Source organism: Mesorhizobium denitrificans (assembly GCF_003403035.1).
Lineage (GTDB): Bacteria > Pseudomonadota > Alphaproteobacteria > Rhizobiales > Rhizobiaceae > Mesorhizobium_G > Mesorhizobium_G denitrificans.
The window spans coordinates 202,935-220,697 of sequence record NZ_QURN01000008.1 but is presented as its reverse complement, the minus strand read 5'-3'; the positions used below and the strand labels follow the sequence as shown (position 1 = coordinate 220,697).

The following is a 17,763-nucleotide window of genomic DNA, read 5'->3' as shown; positions in this document are numbered from 1 at the left end:
ACCGTATTGACCCCAGCATGACTCGAAATCCATAATCAGAGGTGGCTCACTTCTCGATGGAAAACCCGGCTCACTTCTGAGTGGAAATCAACAATAGTGGACGCTAAGTGAACATGTCAAGCAGTATGTTCACAAAGGTATACGTTAGTGAACGTCTCCTAGGTCCTTGTGGGTGGGTTATTGCTAGGGGTCACCATCGAGCCGCTCCTCTCGGGAGTTAGGTCTTATTCTCTCAAAAGAAAGTGCCAGTCCAACTGTGCCTTGGTGAAGGAAGGCTCTGGAACCCAGAAGCCCTCCGTAGTGCTAGGGGTGGTGGTATTCATTTCACCTCCCGTTCGATCCGATTGAGTTCCCTCTGGGCGAAGTAGATGATCTTCCTGAGGTCGTACGCTTCCGCAAGCCGTAGGCTGAGGACCAGCGAAGCGGGAGGTCCTGTCCATCCAAGTCCGACGATTACAGAGGCGTTTGGTGCTGGATGGTGAATTGTACCACCCGACCTGTTGAACGCATTAGAATGCCACCATGACGTCATGGGAAATGACACCCCAGCTGCTGCTCCCCCACCCCCTCGGGTGACTTCAAGGTGAAACTCTCGGTTGTGGCTCAAGGTGCAGCTTGGTCAGACCTGTGAGTGGCAGGTGATGGTGACCTGATGGGAAACCTTGAGGGCCTGATTTAGGGGAAACGAGAGGGGGTACGGGGGTCACCGCGTGGTCCGTCTATCAGATTGGGTTCACAGATTTATGCCCCAAATATTCCGAACGTCGGGCGTTGATGCTTATGCCTCCGTGAAGGTGTTCCTCACTCTAACTGATGCTGACAGATACCAGACCCAGATTGCACCGAAAGCAAATGAAGCGAGGACTGGGACAACAGCATCTACGGTTAGCAGGTCTCCTGGGGCCACCTTGAGGAAGTACGAAATAGCCAGTACGTCGATTAACACGATCACTGGGGCAGCTATCCACTGGTACATGTAAAGGCGGGGGAATGTGCGTTTCTTCTTATAGAGTGCTACCGCGACAATGACCTGAAGCACCAAGAGCGCCAAGAAAAGTCCAACCTCAACGTACACCGTCGCAGGACCATTCGGGATAGCCATAAGCTGTCCGTAGCTTTCGACGTTCTTGCTAATCTCACTCAGCGTTCTGAGAGGCGCGATAGTGACGCCAATTGCCATCAACATCAGCCACCCACCGATCCCCTCAGGTTGACCCTGAGCGTTGACCTTACGGGACGAGAGATAGATCGCATACCAAATCGATCCTAAGACGATGACCAAAATGGCCCAGTGCCAAATCGAGAACGATCCCATTATTTTCCCCTTTGCAGCCCCAAGGATGCGAAGCTAACTAAGCGATCAGGGATTAATATCTGCTAATTGAGCATCATCGCCTTTTAAGCAGTGGGGCGGCTGCCTTTCAAAGCGATCGCTGTCGCGGCGCGGCCAATCTTGTGAACCGCTCAACACGCGGCTACTGCTGATGGGATAATACATCAAGGATGTTCTTATGGGACTGCCAACGGACGAATACCGCAGATACATCGAACGACAAGATGCCCTTATACGGAACACGCTGACTGAACTTGAGGTTCAACCAGTGTTTTTCGTTGGGGCCGGGATGTCGAAGCGATACTTCTCTGCACCGAGTTGGATCGATTTGCTCAAGGCTGTTGCGGACAAAATCGGCATGACCAATGAGGAGTTTGCATTCCTTGTCCAGAACCATTCCGGTCGGCCAATTGACATAGGAACCGAGCTTGAGGGGCGAGCATTCCAGTGGGCTTGGGATAAAGGGAAAAACCAATTCCCAGCGAAGATGTTCGACGAGAAGGGATCAAGAGATGCCTTCTTCAAGCATTTGGTGGCCTCTTACATAGAGGGCATATCGCCAAACGCTGAAGAGATACAAAAGCTCGACTTGATTGAGGAGATCACCCTTCTGCGTGAAGCTAACCCTCACGCGATCATAACAACCAACTACGACGGATTTCTTGAGGAACTGTTTGAGGGGTATGAGCCGGTTATAGGGGAACAGGTAATCCGATCTAACCTCAACCTGATAGGTGAGATTTTTAAGATACATGGTTCGATGAGTGATCCCCAAACGCTGGTCATTACTGGAGAGGATTACCGGGACTACAGAGAGAAGAAAATGTACATCTCTGCCAAGCTCCTAACTTACCTTGCAGAGCATCCGGTTTTCATCTTTGGGTACGGTTTTGGTGACCCGAATGTGACTGAGATTATTCAAGACGTGGGTCGGATAATTGGCGACGACAGCAAGTTCATCAGTAATATCTTTTATGTCCAGTGGGACCCTTCCGCCTCCGAGATGAAAAACTTTCAGGAAGAGTATGTTGTCGGAAGTGGTGACAAACAGTACCGCGTTCGAGCGATCATCGCCGGTGAGTTTTCATGGGTTTTTAAAGCCATAGCCCAAGAGCGAGAGTTCAAACCGATCAACACCAAGCTGCTAAGGGCACTTGCCGCCAGAACGTACAAGCTCATCCGTACTGACATTCCGATGCGCAAGGTCGAGGTGGATTATGGAATGCTTGAGGCGGTTGCTGACAAGGCAGATGAACTCCCGAGACTTCTCGGAATAGCCCCCGCAACAAATACAAACCTAACTCACCCCTTCATTTTGTCTCAGGTCGGGCAACAGTTGGGATTTCCCGGCTGGCATGGGGCAAGGCAGCTTATTGAAAAGGTTGCCAAAGAGACCGGTGTCAACATCCTTGAGAATGACAACAATTACCACTGCGCGGTCAAAACAGGCCACAAGAACGTCACTCATAAATATTCAAAGGCGATGGCCGATTTGCTTTTGAAGGTTGTTAAGGGGGAGCCTTTCGACCTCAAGCTTTGAGTGCCTTCTCCAGCGCCCCATAGCCTCATTCAACGTCACTACCCGAACCCACTGTCGAGCAACGCCTTCTGTTTCCCGTCAATCGCTTGCCCATAGCGCTTCATCAGAACGGCAACCCGCGTATCAGCCGATTTGCGCCTTACCCACCTCACGCGCAAACTTCACCAATGCCGTTGAAAGTGTGGAAATACACTCCAGTACGTACTCGAAGCATTGCACCTCATAGAGGGTTAGCTGCCACTGTTTGTCCTGCAGGATGAGGCCGTCTGGGTATAAGTCGGATAACCACCAATCCCCATGCACCACGGTGTTCCGCTCCCTTGCGCATTCTTCGATTAACGGAACGATTTGCTGCCAACGGCTGACGAGGTGCGGTGGCAATCGCGGCGCTACTCTCTTGTTCATGAGTTCGATGCGGCTGGGGTTGCTTGAGAGCTTCCTCATCGCCAAAAGTGCCGTAACGTTCAACTTGGTCTCCAGAAACTCACCTTCCTCGTCGGTAGAGCTCCGGCTTGTGCCGAGTGCAGTTGCGTGAAGGTGGGCTAACAGGTTCTCCACGGTGTTCCATTCACCGACAATAGCTCCGATAAGGCTTGCACATTTAGGTCGGAGCAGGAGGTGCCTTCTGGGCTGGCTGAGGCGAGCGACTTGGATTGACTTAGGCAAAGACCTTCTCCAGCGCCCTCAACGCCACCTTCAACCTCACCTCATCACCACCATAGTCCTCTCCAACGCTTCCCGAGGAGTGACCCAAAACGATGTCCTGATCGGCTTTCGACACGCCAGCCAGTCTGAGCCGGTCCTTCATCAAGTGACGCAGTGAGTGGGTCGTGACCTTCTTATCAGTGACACAAGCTCTGACATGCTTCCCAAGGGCCGCTGATGCTGAACCGGCACCATTGAGCCGACCGTACGCAGGGAACAACATCACGCTCCCTTTGGCCTCAGCTACGGCTTCCTTCGCTGCAACCAAGGCGTCTCCCAAGAGAGGCACCCTACGACGAGATACCATGTTCTTGATGCGTCGCTGATCGTGCCACTCGACCACGATGTGTGGGATGGGGTTATCCAATTTGACGTCCTCGACCCTCAAGCCGGTGACCTCGGCAAGTCGGCAACCCGTCCGCTCCAGTATTCTCCAGATGTGCTGGAGGTCCTGCTTGGCATAGCCAAGGATGCGCACATGGGTTGCTTTAACCTCCTCGTCCGTGAAGGGCCTTTTGCTATCGCGGTCGGGTTCACCCTTTCCCTTATGATCGACCTCAAGACCCATGAATGGGTTCTTCCAGTTCAGGTCAAACTCCTTGATGGCGTGGTTGAGTGCGGCCCTGACAGTGTTGAGATAGCGGTCTGCGGAGGAAGCTTTAATCCCATCATAGATGTAGTCGCGTACCTCTTTGGCGTCCTCACGCTTGAGGCTGGTCAGAACGCGGTCCGATCCAAGTGCCTTTTGGAGATAACTGAACACCAACTCAACGTGCTTTTGCTTCTTCTCATCGTCCCTGACCCGCTCTTTCAGGTAGAGCCGTTTGGCGTCATTGATCGTCGGGGAGGGGGCTTTCTGTCGGCTTCCGTAAGCTAAGGTGTTGAGCAAGGCAGCATCCTCAGCGGTCACACCAAAGGGGTGGCCTTCTTCGTCCTCAGCGTACTTGCTGACGATCTTATCAGCGATGACATCACGGATTATGCCTTCGTTCTCATCGCTACCATCCCAATCAGGGTTCAGCTGCAACGCTCTGATGCGTGAGCGGGCCTCACGGAACCTCTCAAGCTCACTTTGATGCTGCACCTTTGGCGGATTGAGGACGGCTTTCCGAGCCTCAACGATGCGCTTCTCGGTTTCCTTGTGGACAGTAGGATATTTTTTCCATGCCTCGGCTTCAGTGGTCCCAAGTGGAAACTTGAACTCCCTTATGCCGATCTTTTCTCGCAAATCCTTGGGGACCTTGCGGCGATAAATCCACTGTTTGTCACTGACTTTGGTGATGTAAGGCACGATTATTCCCACAGCGCGATGTCCTTTCCGGTGTACCTTGTGGTGTACCTCGGGGGAAGCGGAAACCCTTGCAGTGCCTGATTTTATTGGACTTTTTCTTGAAAGTGGCTCCCCGGGCCGAAGGCAAAACGTGTAGTTAAGTAATTGAAAATAAATCAGAAAAATTTCCATAATTTTTGAAATACCAACGTTTTTACCAACAAATGCAGCCGTGACCCCTGTTTACGCGTGGTAAACGTGTTTGATTGAACCCCGAATGTGTCAAGTGAAACACTCAGTCTTACGACAGCCACAACATATTGTGGTGCTCGACAACAGCACGGTGTGTCTCTTCACGCTTCGAAATCGCAAAAAAAGCACATAAATCCCAACGGATAGGGAAATTTTTGGCTTGAGCATAAATTTGCTGTTACAACTATATTTAGTATCTATGAGTTATTCGTGATACAATGTATCCCAAAGTTATCGAACGTTCGAGAACCAATGGGAACCAAAGAGATGCTCGCTGAACCTATCAGACTGATTACCGCAGCCGATTTCCGCGAAACCGCGAACATTGGCAAAACGAAGTTTTATGAGGAAGTCGCCGCAGGGCGTCTCCGCGTGCGCAAGGTCGGGCGTAAAACGCTCATCGATGCGCGGGATGCTATCGCGTGGCGTGACGCGCTTCCTTCCAACGTGAAGGGGGCGCGCTAACAATGCCAGAATCTTACGAAAACGACCATATCGTTGATCCTTGGAATTTGGACTGGTCGAAGGGTGAAGGCCGAACCTCGCGTGATCTTCTGGCGGGGAAGAAACCCAAATTTGCCGGACAAGGCACGCTCACAGGAGCAGACCCCTTTTACTCAAAAGGCCGAACCGCACATATCAACGGTAACGTTATTCAGATACCCGACGATTTTGTTGATATAATCCAAACGCCCGGGCGGGTGAGAAACGGGCGATACGAGATTGATCGCAGCGCAGACGGTTATATGCCGTCTGTCGGCGAGGTTCTTTCCGGCGCGGCGAAAAACGCCATTCCCGATGCAGCCCGGATAGTGGGCGATACGTGGAACGCCGTTACACACCCGCTGGAAACCGGCTCCAACGTTTGGGACCTAAGCAAATCAGCACTCGCAATGGCGGGCGCTATCGACGGCGACCCGTCACTCGCACAAGGCGCGTGGCAGGGCGTAAAGGACGCTTACGGCGGGCTGGATAACATTGCGCGGCGTTTTCGCGATAAGCCTGTATCAACCGCTCTAGACGCCACTCTGCCTTTGAATGTTGGGGGTTCCCTCGCAGCCAAAGCGCCGGGGCTGGCGGGAAAGATTGGACGCGGTGCGGTTGCCGCTGCTGACATTATTGACCCGACTGCCATTCCGGGCCGAGTTGTCGGAAAGGCTCTTAACGTGGGCGGGAATATCGCGGCGACCGCAGCGGGCGTTTCCACTGGCACTGGGGGAGAGGCATACCGCACGATGGCTAGGGCCGGACGTGAGGGCGATACGCTGCCGCGCGATACGATGCGCGGCAATGTGGACGATCAATTCGTTCCCGACATGGCAAAAGACGCGCTACGGGCCGTCGATCAAGAAAACCGGGAAGCATACCGGCGTGACATAGCTGACATTAAAACGAACACCGCCGAAATCGACGCACTGCCTATTTTCAAAGCCATAAAAGACACCGACAGCATCGTTACCTACAAAGGCAAAACTGTCAGCGAAGACGGCGTGCATGTCAGGAAAGTAGTAAGGCGGACGGTCGAAGATTGGTTGTCAAAAGGTGGACCAGAATTTCGCACGGTTGAGGCCGGTGACGCCCTCTACAAGCGCCTCAGTGACATTAAGTCAACAACCCCGCCGGGTAGTAGGGAACAGCTTGTTGTCGATACCGTGCTGAATGCATTGAAGGGCGAAATTGAAAAAGTCGCACCGGGGTATTCCGACATTCTAAAAAACTACTCACAAGGGAAGCGCAACAGTCGGGAAATACAAAAGGGGCTGGCTCTAGGACCGGGCGCAACCCGCGACCAGACAGCGCGTGCTCTTCTATCCACCACACGCAACAACGCCCAAACCAACTACGGCCAGCGCGTAAGGCTCTTGGACCAACTGGCAAAACACCAGCCCCAACTCCCCGGCGCGCTGGCAGGAATGGCGCTTAATTCGTTAGAACCCCGTTCGCTTGCGCGTGTAGGCACTCCACTGGCTCATGCGCTTGCCGGTGGGCTTGCGGGCGGTCTTCCGGGGGCTTTGTTGAGCGCGGGGGCGGGAATGGTCGCTTCTTCGCCGCGCGTCATGGGGGAATTGGCTTACGGCGCGGGCAAGGCCGCACGAATTGCCGATACGCTCACGCCCGCACAACGCCGCTTGATCCGCCAAACAGCGGTCCAGTCAGGCCGTGCCAGTGAGACGGTTGAAAATCAACGGCCATGGCGGCGCTACAGGACCAAGTAGCGCTCGCTCTCCGCTCTGCAATTCACATTGAAACCAATTCGCAGGCCGAATCGCCGTCAAACACAATCAATCTATAACGTGAGGAAAATCTAATATGTTGAACCATCTCACCTTCGAACAAACAATCCAGCTATCTCAAAAACTGCTTGAAGAGCATCGCGGCGAATGGTTGGCTGAGGGGGTAAATACAAGTCTGTCACTGCGCAGCGCGATCTATTTCGCGTGCTTCACCCCAGAACAGAGCAAGTTTTCGCTCTACGAAGACCTGAATAGCAATATGGCCTATCTCGAATATGAATGCGAGGCGCTTGGTATCAAACGCCGCATAGGTCGCACCGTGCTTTACAATCAGAGCCATATTGCGAAGGACTATCTTGCGGACCTGATTGAAGACGCCGTGCATTTTGTCGCGATAAACGAGTATGGCGGCGACGGGCACCCGAACAACGAGTATTCAAAGTTCACCGATGAAGAGCGCCCCGCGTTCTGGGAGAAATTTGAGGATGTAGTCCGCACGGTCCTGAAACTCGCACGGGGCTTACGCCACGACGCAGCGTCTGAACTTGAAGAGTTGAATCTCGCAGAAGGCCGCGACAGTGACGCGCGATGGGCCCGCGTCAAGGCCAACGAATATAACGACATGCCTTACTGCGGTGATCTTCGCAAACGCGTGCCAATTGATAGTCAAGCAGGCTACAGGGCGATTTTCGACAAGCTAATTTACGATCACCGAGACAGCGCTTTGTTGGAGGGCATAGAGCCCGAATATGACTGGCGCGATCACCATGACGATGAAATGCAAAGGGCGCTTTGGGTTGCCGAGTGGGACGATCTGGACGCGGAAAACATCACCAAAAACTAACAAGCATCTGGCAATTTGCGTTAGAACATGCTACTTTAATAATCGCTTGTTCTGGACGGACACAGCTTTCGCGGTCACGCCATTCCAAACCTGCATTTGGGGCAGGGGCGTGACCGCATCCTAAAGCCTCCGCCAACTAGCCAATCACCCCAAAATCTTGTTTCCGTCCTGAATTGGAGCACCTTCTTGTTTACGCCCGAAATCCGCCAATCGTTTGGCGATGCAGATCATGCCCTTTCAATTTCTGACAACCTGACAGTCCTGACAGACGTGCGAGGCCGCACACTGTCAAAGCGCCATGCGTTTCAAAGCGATGGCACTTGGCAATCCGCTGACATACCAAAGGTCAAATACTTCAAAGTCAGAACCGTCACCGTTTCCAGTATCCGCGATCTTTTTCGAGAACTTCCGAACATATCCGCAAACGGTTGTGACGCGATCATTCGCGGTGAGCCGAATGCGAAAACCCTCGCGTCTCTTGCCAAAGAGGAAAGCACTCGCCGCACTGGCGAATGCTTTGATCCGGTTCGGCATCCATGGGCTTGTATCGACATCGACAAAATAGAAGTTCCGGGGATGGATATTTGCGCCAACCCCGATGCGGTCATTGCCCATACAATCCGCACGCACTTCCCGGAAGAGTTTCAGAACGTCAAAGCTGTGTGGCAGCTTTCCAGTAGTGCGGGCGTCAAACGGCGTGATTTAGTAAAAGCTCATATATGGTTCTGGCTGGACCGCCCCCTGAGCGGACTAGAGTTGAAAGCGTGGCATAAGTTGTCGGGCTTCCCCGCTGACACGTCGCTCTTTGGGGACGTGCAACTTCACTATTTGGCCAATCCCACGTTCAACGGTGCTAGCGATCCTTGTAGCCAGCGCTGGGGCATGCTGGACGGTGAGCATGACAGCATCCATGTTCCTGACATCGATATGATAGCGCTGGAAACCGCACGGCGAGAGGCGATTGATTATGCCGATAAAGACCCTGCCATGCCCCCAGAATTGGCGCTGGAAGCATTGAACTGCATTCCCAATACGGAAAAGACTTTGCCGACGCGCGAAGACTTCCTAGCGCTGCTTTGCAGCGTCAAGGTTGCGTTTGGGCGCGAGGCACAGAATTACCGCGATCAGATTGAGGAATGGGCGTTGCGCCACGGCTGGGCTGACGCGGAATATTTCGAGCATTTCTGGACCGATGAGAGCGCACCTCGCACGCCCCATGACTATCTGATTTCACTAGCTCGCAAGCATGGTTGGAAGGGCGGGGCAGTGCTGGATTTCAAAGAAATCAGCGATGATGAAATGGAATTTATCGAAGCGAACAGCGGCGGCGCATTGGAGTTATTTGCGCCTGAACACCCTAAACCGAATGTGGCGACGGCAATTGATATTATAACGCGCTATCTGCCGGACCATTTCAAGTACGATGAAATGCGGGGGTTGGTAATGCTGGCGCTGCCCCTTGAAGGTGAGAGGACTTTCAAACCCCGTCCTATCGAAGACAATGACTATGTGATCTTACAAGAGGCAATGCAGCGTGGCGGCGTACATGGGAAGGCAACAGCAACCGTTAGGGACGCAGTGGGGCGCGTTGCGCGGCTCAACAGGTTTCATCCTATACGCGATTACCTCAACGGCTTGCCGCAATGGGACGGAAAGAACCGTTTGACGACATTTTATTCGCGCTACTTTGGCGCAGAGGACAATGAGTATACCCGTGGGATCGGCCCGTTGCTTCCGCTAACACTGGTTGCGCGTGTTATGGAGCCGGGATGCAAGGCGGACTACATGGTTGTGCTGGAAAGCGAACAAGGTGACGGCAAATCAACGATGTGCCGGATTTTGGCCGGAGACTTCTTCTCAGATACAATGCCAAAGGATTTGGCGCACAAAGACGCCATGATCCACCTCAAAGGTAAATGGCTTGTAGAAATGGCGGAAATGGCTCCGCTCCGAAAGGCAGATGCGGACGTTCTGAAAAGTTTCATCACCGCTCCGATCGACATCTACCGCCCGATAAAGGCCAGAGAGGAAGTCCACCAACCCCGCCAAGTCGTGTTTATCGGAACTACTAACAATGCCGAGTACCTACGTGATCCTACTGGGGCGCGGCGCTTTTGGCCGGTTGCGACAGGCGATTTAGACCCCGATGGTTTGCGTGAGGACCGCGACCAAATTTTTGCGGAAGCCGTTGTTCGCTATAAGCGTGGCGATAAATGGTGGCCCGACCGTGAATTTGAAGCACGGGTAATCAAGCCCGAACAAGACGCTCGCTATACGGCTGACATTTGGGAAGAACACATAACCAAATTCTTGGCAGATAAAAACGAAACCAAGGTTGTTGAAATCGCGCAAACGGTATTAGGCAAAAGCCTCAAGGAACTGGGAAATTCAGACACATTGCGCGTGACAGGCATTCTCACGCGTCTAGGCTTTATAAGAGTAAGAGCAAGCAGCGGAAATATATGGCGGCGGCGGGTGCCTGTAAAATGCACGGGGGCGGGGGACGGATGGGACAGCTAGTTCTAGTGTACCCAGTGTACCCCTGTGTACCCTTTTTCTTATTAGTTTTTGAAAAATTCGATAAGGATAGGAGAGGGTACAGCGCAGTGCAGAGTTATAGGGAATTTGGGTCCACTGGGGTACACTGGGTACACTCACGGCGCGGTTGCGTGATCCGTGCCGGTTGCTGTATTTAAGAAATGACTACATCAGAGATTTTGCAGATATGACTAGCAATCAAATCAGTCCCCGCGTTAACGGCAAATTCGCGAAAGGATTTAGCGGCAACCCGACAGGGCGTCCCCCTGTGCCGAAACCGATCCAAGAAATGCTTGGCTCGCTTGTGGAGCCAGCGGCGAAGGCCATTGCGGAAGCGCTACAAGGCTCCGACCCCCGCCTAAAGCTCATCGCCGCGCAAGAGGTCTTCAACCGCGTTTACGGCAAGGCTCAGGCCACCGTTGAAGTGAAGGGCATGGATGCCGCGACGGCACACATAAACGCCTTACGTGCGCTGACAGCTATGTCCAAAGCGGTTCCGATTATCGACATAGAGCCGGAAGAAATCGAAGAAATAACCGACGAAGGACAGGCTATTTAAGTCGATACGCAAATAACGCCACAGAAACGGCCATAGATCGCGAAAGAGCGTTTCAGCGGCCCTTAGACTGCCGAAACGCTCTTTCGCGATCTATGGCCGTTTCTGAGTCAACTAGAGGGTGTTACGCGACGTCCCATTTCGCCAGCGCCTTTTCAGCGTTCGCGCGATCATCGCGGATGCGCAACACAGACTGGCGCGAAACCCCTGTTGCCTTCGCTATGGCTGACGCGCCAGCGCCGTTGCCGAGCAAGTCAACGACCTTTTCAAATGTTGCTCTGTCATAGCTTGGCTTTTTACCGCGATACCGCGTTTCATCGCCCTTGCGCGCGTCGATCCCCACGCGCTGCGCAGATTTCGTTGCTTCCGCCTGTGCTTCCGCAGTTGCAGCCATAAACGCGATTAGCGCGTCCCTGACTGCTTTCTGCACAGGGTCTTTGGTCGCGCCGTCAAATGTCATGTTATTTATGACCGTGCGGATAACGACGCCCCGCGCCATGAAATCCCGAATGGCCTCCGTCACGTCCTGATAGTTTCGGCCTAGCCGGTCCACCCAGCGCACGACAAGCGTGTCACCGGGGCGCAACTTGTCATAGAGGCGCTTGCCTTGTGGTCGATCCTGTAGCCGCGTGGTGACGCCTGACACGCCTTCCTCAAAAAGAGCATCGTCAATCTTAAATCCCGACGCTTCCGCCTGTGCGCGTTGATGCGTGGCATTCTGGTCGAGCGTGGAAACACGAGCATAAAGGATAGTGGACACTGGACCCTCCAATCTGTCCGATTAGGTAGTGTCCGAAGATAATACTGTCCGTTGATCGAAGTCAACCCTTACGAACACTATTTTGTGCAGTGTCAGAGGTGTACGCAGAGGTATACCCTTACGGATAGCAACAAAAGGCGCTGATCCATCCCCCGCGAAATTGCAGTATACATTGGCAAATTTTGAGGGGAGGGGGGCTTTGTCACGGTTGCCGATGTGTGGCGTCCTAATCACCGCATGCCTAGCGGTGGCAGGATGGACTTGGCCTTGGCAAGATATTCACAAGGAAGCGGTCGAATGCAAGCTTGAGGCAGCAGACAAGCTCGGCGCGATGAACGGCGATGTTGTGGGAGATTACGTTACGGCTTGCCTTTATGTGAAGGGGTTCACGAAAGCGGAAGCCGCGTGCAAAGGGACGGAAGTGGCGTTAGGCATAAACTTTGGGCTGGATAAATGTGTCGAGTTGGCCGGAAGCAAACGCTCTGATTGGTCTGATTTGTATGAGCTAGGCAAGGGCTTAGGCATGCTGTTTGTGGCGTGGATGGCTCTTGGTGCCATAGGTTTGGCGTGGCAGGCGATCAGGGACAAAAATCGAGGTAGCTAATCATTTAAGTTTGGTTGTTGTATCCCACCATTTTCCAGAAACACCCCCCGCCCCTCCCCCCGGCAGGGGGCAGATATAATTATCGGCACCCACTTCCAAAAATCCTAGCAAATTCAGTTGCGTTAAACGCAACTAAGTTGTTGAAAACGCAAACGAAATAGTCCTTTTTATTGGCTTCCACCCGACCCCCCGCCCGTGCCATGCTTCCGGCTATCGACCCCTGTAAAAAAAAATGGAGTAGCCGAAAATGACCCTTGACCACATTATTGCGCAGCACCGTAAAGCAGTTGCCGCCATCAATTACGAGAACGCTTCAAGCCAAGCCGTCGATAAAGAGCGCGCCATCGCTCACATGGTCGTGCATCATCGCCCTGCCACGCTGGACGAAGTGCGGCAACTAGCGCGCCACGCTCTTGGCGAAGACCTGACAGCGGAAGACAAGGCGGAACTGTTTAGAACGTTGTCTGCATGACAGCTAGGCAGCGCCCCGCCTGACTTTCACACCTACAACCATCAAACCCCGCTCAGGCGGGGTTATTTCTTTCGCGGCTGTTTTGTCGCCAAAAGCACAGGCGTTTCCGCCTCCGCTTTCAGTCGTGCGGCACGTAAGCGTTCAGTCTTTGCGTCGCGCTTTTTCGTTTCTGCATCAACGATAGATCGGGACACGTTGTCTGTCGCTTGTGCTTTTTCGCCAAGTCGCGCAGCGCGGGACAGCGGAGATACTTCAATCTTCCTAGGCATCCGAGTTCTCCGGTTTACTGCAGAAAAAAGGCCGGACTATCGCCCGACCTTCGTAACGCTTGCGGCATCCCGCATATGTTTGGCACTCAAACGGCTATCTGCCATTTCATGCGCCAGCACAGGCAGGGGCTAAGAGGCGCGCAGCGTCAAATCTGCGGCGCGCGCCCGATCCAAGCGATCAAGCAGCTTGAAGGTTTTCAGCGGCGTTCTTGCCGTTGCGGCGATCCGCGACGATGTCGAACGAAAGCTTCTGTCCCTCGACAATCGACTGCATACCTGCACGTTCAACGGCGGAAATATGGACGAACACGTCAGCGCCGCCATCGTCAGGGGAAATGAAGCCGAAACCCTTGGTGGAATTGAAGAACTTTACTGTGCCCGTGCTCATGACGATTTCCTTTCAGTCGCTCATAGTTTTATAAGCGCTCGACCATTGCCGAGTGCGTGAAAAATCGAAGTTGAAGGAAGAAAATCGCCAGATGCGCGAAACGCGACAACAAAGTTCTACAGGCAAGTTCGATCTTTTTACGATAGGCCATTGAGACGAAATAAACAAGCCTGCCAAGATGCATATACTTTTTATTTTATTTTATTGAGAAGATCACGCGTTCGTTGCCTTGCTATGTTTACCAGAACCGCGTACGCAGCAATTGTCAGCAGCCATTTTTAGGGCGCTGCTGGTTGAGGGTGGCGAACAACCCCTTGCCCCGACCGAAAGGAGGACGAAATGTCTTCCACACACCTTACTCCACATAATATCGCAACAATTAATCGGCTGGTGCTGGAAGTGCGCCAGTTTGGCCCCACGCGTGATGTTTTGCGTGAACGCTCGGCAGCGCATACGGCAGGAATGCGACTGCTAAAGGGTCCACTAACCGAAGGCGAGTTGCGCGCTGTCATCTACGATGCCGTGTTCAGCCATGCGATTGATGAGATGAAGGCCCGATATTCTCAAACCGCTGTCTGTTAGCGTGCGAAGATGAGCGGAAAGCATAATTTGAAAAAGAGCATCGCCTGCCCGATTTGCGAACAAGGCCACGTCCGACGCGCTGACACACTAGGCGCGGCAAAAGAATTTAAATGTAGGGAGTGCGGGACATTCAAAGTTTCAACAAACCTCCTTGCCTTGATTGGTCAATACGAACTGATCTCCCGAAGGAACGCATTGCTTAAGGCTGCATCGCGAACACGGTATGGTGCCGTGCCGCTGCTCACGACTTATGATATTTTCTAGAAATCCATATTGGGCGGCTTGGCGTGGAAAACCGCTGCGTCGTGCCGTGGACCAGCTTTGCAGAGCCGGACCCCAACGGGCAATTTACAGGCGGACCAGTGCCTAACGCATGGTTCGCAATCAACGAAGAACGCCCGCTGGCGTGGTTCGCCGGGATTTACGTGCCGCAATGGGAGAGCGTGCGGAAAGTTCGCGACGGTCTGGAAACACTGGACCTGTATGGATTTCTGACGACAGAGCCTAATGGCGTTGTCGCCCCTGTGCATCAAAAGGCAATGCCGGTTATTCTGACAACACAGGATGAGGTTGACAGATGGCTGACAGAAGACTGGCAGAGCGCCAAAGATTTGCAACGGCCTTTGCCTGACAACTTGCTGACACGCGTGTCAGCTATCTAGCGCTCTTAATCCTTTCGCCGTCACGCGATAACCCTTCCCGGTCCATCGCACGATACCGTTTTCAACGTAATCAGCAAAATCAGGGTCCAAATCCCTGTCAATCGCATCTGGCGGAAATCCCGGCCAAACAGAGATGCCGATTTGCGCGATGATCTTCAGTTCCCGCTTTTGTGCTGGCGTAAGCTGCATGGTCGCGTTCCTCCGCGTCGTCCGCACTCTCCAAACAAAGCCCACCGCCTTTCGACGGGCAGCGGGCAAAATTGGGGAGGACGAGATGCTGATATGTTGAATGCAGCGGGGAGGGATTGGTTCCATCAAATTGTAGCTCGCTTGCCAACTATCGCTTTGCGATTGGCTGGCATGCTCGCGCAATGAACCGTAGAGCCTTCATAAGGGGCGTCGTCGTTACGCTAGCAACCACGTGCGCAATTGCCCCCGCGAATGCGCGACGTGTGCGCTCTGGGAACGGCAACAGCGACCGCGCTTATTATCGCCCCACAGCCTTTGGAATTTGGCGACCCCGCCGCAGCCAAGGGTGGGGCATTCCGGCGCTTCTCGCAGTCGTCGCCGCTGGCGGCGCATTTGTATTCGCGGCGATGCGATTTCGATGGTTGCGGGAAATGGTCGAAGGCACTTTCAGCCCAAAGCAGGAGTGGCGAAAGCTGACACGCAAGCCAAAGCCTAAAAGGCCAGAACCCCCGCGCTCTTGGCGGATGCGGGGCTAGGTACATCAAAAGGGGTAGAAGGCAGCGAACAACGCCGGAACATCTGTCAAGAACGGCATGGACAGAGTGCGAACGTCGCTTGTTACGCCTGAAAGCTAACTTGGCTTTATGAAAAGCCGGTGCGCTCATTGCAAAAGTATTTGGGGGGACTTTCATGAGAAATAGCGTCGCGGCGTTAATAGCTGCATGTGGATTTATTTCACTTGCGGGATGCATGTCGCTCAACGATGCGCAGGGGTCGTGTTCAGCGGCAAACGCCGACTACAGTGCTATGTGGGATTGCGTTCGCGGGAGGGTGGCGAATGGTACCGCAGGGATGATGAACAACGAGATGGGCATTCGATATATGGCCTACGGCGATGCGCTCAACGAACAGTACCGCGCGGGACAGGTTTCGAGCGCTCAAGCAAAATATCTTTTGTCACAAGAGTTGGCACGGGGGAACGCTGAATTTAACGCCAAATATCATCCAACCGTGTGCAGAACACAGGTTGTCTTTGGAACGCTTCAAACGATGTGCAATTGAGAAGCCAATAATATCAGTCGATGTGCGCAACCTTGGCGAAAGAACCGTTCAATTCGCTGCGCGCATCTTATCAACCTCATCTGCCCACCATTGCGCCATCCGCACCCGCTCTTCCCAATACGCCCCGCGATTGTACGCACGGCGGACCTCATTCTTATCGACGTGCGCTAGCTCAGCCTCAATGGCGTCGTGGTTCCACAAGCCGCTTTCATTGAGCATAGTCGAGGCGGAAGCGCGGAAGCCATGCGCAGTTGCACGCTCTTTTCCGTAGCCCAAAAGAGCTAGTACAGAGTTGAAAGTGTTTTCTGACAGTGCTTTGCCGACCATTGCCCCGGGAAAAACCAACCCGCTCTTTTCCTGCAACGGCTTCAAAATCTCCACGACTTGCCGGGGCAGGGGCTTCACGTGATCGCGTCGCGTTTTCGCACGGTGCGCCGGGGTCACCCAAATCGCTTTCGTAAGATCAAACTCGCCCCATTCCGCCAGCCGCAATTCGCTCGGGCGTGGGTACAGATAGACCATGAGGATCAATGCCGTGCGGATTGACGGCAGACGGCCCTCATAAGCCCATATCGCTTTTACCAATCCCGCATATGATTCGCGTTCTGTCAGGGCCGCACGGTGCTTGACAGGCACGCTTGTCAGCGCTCCACGAAGATTTGTCGTCGGATCGTACTCCGCGCGCAAAGTCGTAACGGCAAGGCGAAATATCCCACTGATTGCCTCGCGTAGTCGCTGGGGGTTTTCGCTATTGCCTTTAGCTTGCTCTTTTTGAAGCAAGGGCAGGATTTCAGACGCCTTTATCTCTGCAATGGGGCGATGCCCCAAAGTAGGACGCGCCAAAGCCACCATTCGCCGTGCACGGGCTAGGGTCTTATCGGATTTCCCCTCTTTTTCCATCTTGGCGATAAATTCATCTGCCACAGCGCCGAACGTATTGGCGTGCGCGGTCTTTGCAGTCAGCTTATCCTCTCGCTTTTGCTGCGATGGGTCGGTTCCTTGCGCCAGTAGCTTTTTGGCGTCTTGGCGCTTCTCCCGTGCCTGCAAGAGCGAAACTGCGGGGTAGGGTCCGAAAGAAAGTGTTTTCTGCTTCCCCGCGAAACGATAGGCCATTTGCCACAGTTTCGACGCCTTTCCGCTCGCCGTTGCGACCGATACCCTCAGGAAAAGACCCTCGCCATCGGAAAGCTTTTGCACAGTGCCGGATGCTTTAACGTTGCGGATTTGGGTATCAGTGAGGGGCATTCGCGTTGGTATCCGGCTCGAAAATACCAACAGAATTACCAACAAAAAGAGCGGATGCAAGCGGTCCTCAGCGAACCAACGCGGCACGGAAAAAACGCATTGCTGCGAGAAATACAGCAAAAACAAGTGGTTAATTGTCAGAAGGGAGAATTTACCACGCGGAATTTGGGATGAATGGCTCCCCGGGCCGGATTCGAACCAGCGACCAACCGGTTAACAGCCGGTTGCTCTACCACTGAGCTACCGGGGAACTTGGGC

General features: G+C 53.5%; 17 protein-coding genes, 1 tRNA gene and 1 pseudogene. 11 read left to right on the top strand and 8 right to left on the bottom strand.

The window, feature by feature from the left end:
- Positions 1–778 precede the first annotated feature (778 nt).
- The gene (locus DY251_RS12685; RefSeq protein WP_116624259.1) at positions 779–1,315 is read right to left on the bottom strand and encodes a DUF2569 family protein; all 537 of its coding nucleotides are present in this window, start codon (positions 1,313–1,315) and stop codon (positions 779–781) included.
- A 196-nt stretch (positions 1,316–1,511) separates the two neighbouring features.
- Here DY251_RS12685 and DY251_RS12680 point away from each other — a divergent pair, with 196 nt between their 5' ends.
- Complete coding sequence (locus tag DY251_RS12680) at positions 1,512–2,873, top strand: SIR2 family NAD-dependent protein deacylase (RefSeq protein ID WP_116624258.1); 1,362 nt, start codon at positions 1,512–1,514, stop codon at positions 2,871–2,873.
- A gap of 123 nt (positions 2,874–2,996) precedes the next feature.
- Here the strand turns inward: DY251_RS12680 and DY251_RS21290 are convergent, their stop codons facing one another.
- Positions 2,997–3,341, bottom strand: a complete 345-nt coding sequence (locus DY251_RS21290) for a hypothetical protein (RefSeq protein ID WP_147307440.1) — start codon at positions 3,339–3,341, stop codon at positions 2,997–2,999.
- Positions 3,342–3,531: 190 nt separating this feature from the next.
- Positions 3,532–4,869 carry a tyrosine-type recombinase/integrase gene (locus DY251_RS12670; RefSeq protein WP_158553253.1) on the bottom strand — a complete coding sequence of 446 codons (1,338 nt, stop codon included), beginning with the start codon at positions 4,867–4,869 and terminating at the stop codon, positions 3,532–3,534.
- 498 nt (positions 4,870–5,367) lie between these two features.
- Between DY251_RS12670 and DY251_RS12665 the strand changes: the two genes are divergently transcribed.
- From DY251_RS12665 to DY251_RS12645, 5 genes are all read left to right on the top strand, one after another.
- Entirely contained in the window at positions 5,368–5,565 is a 198-nt protein-coding gene (locus DY251_RS12665; RefSeq protein ID WP_116624287.1) for a DNA-binding protein, read from the top strand.
- 2 nt (positions 5,566–5,567) lie between these two features.
- Positions 5,568–7,316, top strand: coding sequence for a hypothetical protein (locus DY251_RS12660; RefSeq protein ID WP_116624255.1), 1,749 nt, complete (start codon positions 5,568–5,570; stop codon positions 7,314–7,316).
- A 94-nt stretch (positions 7,317–7,410) separates the two neighbouring features.
- Positions 7,411–8,178, top strand: coding sequence for a hypothetical protein (locus DY251_RS12655; RefSeq protein ID WP_116624254.1), 768 nt, complete (start codon positions 7,411–7,413; stop codon positions 8,176–8,178).
- 186 nt (positions 8,179–8,364) lie between these two features.
- Entirely contained in the window at positions 8,365–10,698 is a 2,334-nt protein-coding gene (locus DY251_RS12650) for a virulence-associated E family protein (protein WP_116624253.1), read from the top strand.
- A gap of 286 nt (positions 10,699–10,984) precedes the next feature.
- Positions 10,985–11,275, top strand: coding sequence for a hypothetical protein (locus tag DY251_RS12645; RefSeq protein WP_116624252.1), 291 nt, complete (start codon positions 10,985–10,987; stop codon positions 11,273–11,275).
- A gap of 121 nt (positions 11,276–11,396) precedes the next feature.
- Here DY251_RS12645 and DY251_RS12640 read toward each other — a convergent pair whose 3' ends face one another.
- Positions 11,397–12,032 (bottom strand): recombinase family protein, encoded by a 636-nt coding sequence (locus DY251_RS12640; RefSeq protein WP_116624251.1) that lies wholly within the window; start codon positions 12,030–12,032, stop codon positions 11,397–11,399.
- Positions 12,033–12,279: 247 nt separating this feature from the next.
- Here DY251_RS12640 and DY251_RS12635 point away from each other — a divergent pair, with 247 nt between their 5' ends.
- Positions 12,280–12,636: a hypothetical protein gene (locus DY251_RS12635; RefSeq protein ID WP_147307439.1), complete on the top strand. Its 357-nt coding sequence runs from the start codon at positions 12,280–12,282 to the stop codon at positions 12,634–12,636.
- A 247-nt stretch (positions 12,637–12,883) separates the two neighbouring features.
- Positions 12,884–13,108 (top strand): hypothetical protein, encoded by a 225-nt coding sequence (locus DY251_RS12630; protein WP_116624249.1) that lies wholly within the window; start codon positions 12,884–12,886, stop codon positions 13,106–13,108.
- Positions 13,109–13,555: 447 nt separating this feature from the next.
- Here the strand turns inward: DY251_RS12630 and DY251_RS12620 are convergent, their stop codons facing one another.
- Positions 13,556–13,765: a cold-shock protein gene (locus tag DY251_RS12620; RefSeq protein WP_116624247.1), complete on the bottom strand. Its 210-nt coding sequence runs from the start codon at positions 13,763–13,765 to the stop codon at positions 13,556–13,558.
- 339 nt (positions 13,766–14,104) lie between these two features.
- Between DY251_RS12620 and DY251_RS21285 the strand changes: the two genes are divergently transcribed.
- On the top strand, positions 14,105–14,347 hold the full coding sequence (locus DY251_RS21285; protein WP_147307438.1) for a hypothetical protein: 243 nt from the start codon (positions 14,105–14,107) through the stop codon (positions 14,345–14,347).
- 284 nt (positions 14,348–14,631) lie between these two features.
- Positions 14,632–15,009 (top strand): annotated as a pseudogene (locus DY251_RS12615) (SOS response-associated peptidase family protein); the annotation flags it as partial.
- Here DY251_RS12615 and DY251_RS12610 read toward each other — a convergent pair.
- On the bottom strand, positions 14,998–15,198 hold the full coding sequence (locus DY251_RS12610; RefSeq protein WP_116624245.1) for a hypothetical protein: 201 nt from the start codon (positions 15,196–15,198) through the stop codon (positions 14,998–15,000). The pseudogene DY251_RS12615 and the gene DY251_RS12610 sit on opposite strands and share 12 nt — an antisense overlap.
- A gap of 690 nt (positions 15,199–15,888) precedes the next feature.
- Between DY251_RS12610 and DY251_RS12600 the strand changes: the two genes are divergently transcribed.
- Positions 15,889–16,260: a hypothetical protein gene (locus DY251_RS12600; protein ID WP_147307437.1), complete on the top strand. Its 372-nt coding sequence runs from the start codon at positions 15,889–15,891 to the stop codon at positions 16,258–16,260.
- Positions 16,261–16,308: 48 nt separating this feature from the next.
- Here DY251_RS12600 and DY251_RS12595 read toward each other — a convergent pair whose 3' ends face one another.
- Both DY251_RS12595 and DY251_RS12590 read right to left on the bottom strand, forming a co-directional pair.
- Positions 16,309–17,505, bottom strand: coding sequence for a tyrosine-type recombinase/integrase (locus DY251_RS12595; RefSeq protein ID WP_116624286.1), 1,197 nt, complete (start codon positions 17,503–17,505; stop codon positions 16,309–16,311).
- A gap of 175 nt (positions 17,506–17,680) precedes the next feature.
- A tRNA-Asn gene (locus DY251_RS12590) sits at positions 17,681–17,755 on the bottom strand.
- Between the last annotated feature and the right edge of the window lie 8 nt (positions 17,756–17,763).

Bases quoted from the DNA above. Each gene is read 5' to 3' on its own strand.
- DY251_RS12685 (WP_116624259.1), bottom strand. From the start codon at position 1,315: ATGGGATCGTTCTCGATTTGGCACTGGGCCATTTTGGTCATCGTCTTA.
- DY251_RS12680 (WP_116624258.1), top strand. From the start codon at position 1,512: ATGGGACTGCCAACGGACGAATACCGCAGATACATCGAACGACAAGAT.
- DY251_RS12665 (WP_116624287.1), top strand. From the start codon at position 5,368: ATGCTCGCTGAACCTATCAGACTGATTACCGCAGCCGATTTCCGCGAA.
- DY251_RS12660 (WP_116624255.1), top strand. From the start codon at position 5,568: ATGCCAGAATCTTACGAAAACGACCATATCGTTGATCCTTGGAATTTG.
- DY251_RS12655 (WP_116624254.1), top strand. From the start codon at position 7,411: ATGTTGAACCATCTCACCTTCGAACAAACAATCCAGCTATCTCAAAAA.
- DY251_RS12630 (WP_116624249.1), top strand. From the start codon at position 12,884: ATGACCCTTGACCACATTATTGCGCAGCACCGTAAAGCAGTTGCCGCC.
- DY251_RS12620 (WP_116624247.1), bottom strand. From the start codon at position 13,765: ATGAGCACGGGCACAGTAAAGTTCTTCAATTCCACCAAGGGTTTCGGC.
- DY251_RS21285 (WP_147307438.1), top strand. From the start codon at position 14,105: ATGTCTTCCACACACCTTACTCCACATAATATCGCAACAATTAATCGG.
- DY251_RS12610 (WP_116624245.1), bottom strand. From the start codon at position 15,198: ATGCAGCTTACGCCAGCACAAAAGCGGGAACTGAAGATCATCGCGCAA.
- DY251_RS12600 (WP_147307437.1), top strand. From the start codon at position 15,889: ATGAGAAATAGCGTCGCGGCGTTAATAGCTGCATGTGGATTTATTTCA.
- DY251_RS12595 (WP_116624286.1), bottom strand. From the start codon at position 17,505: ATGCCCCTCACTGATACCCAAATCCGCAACGTTAAAGCATCCGGCACT.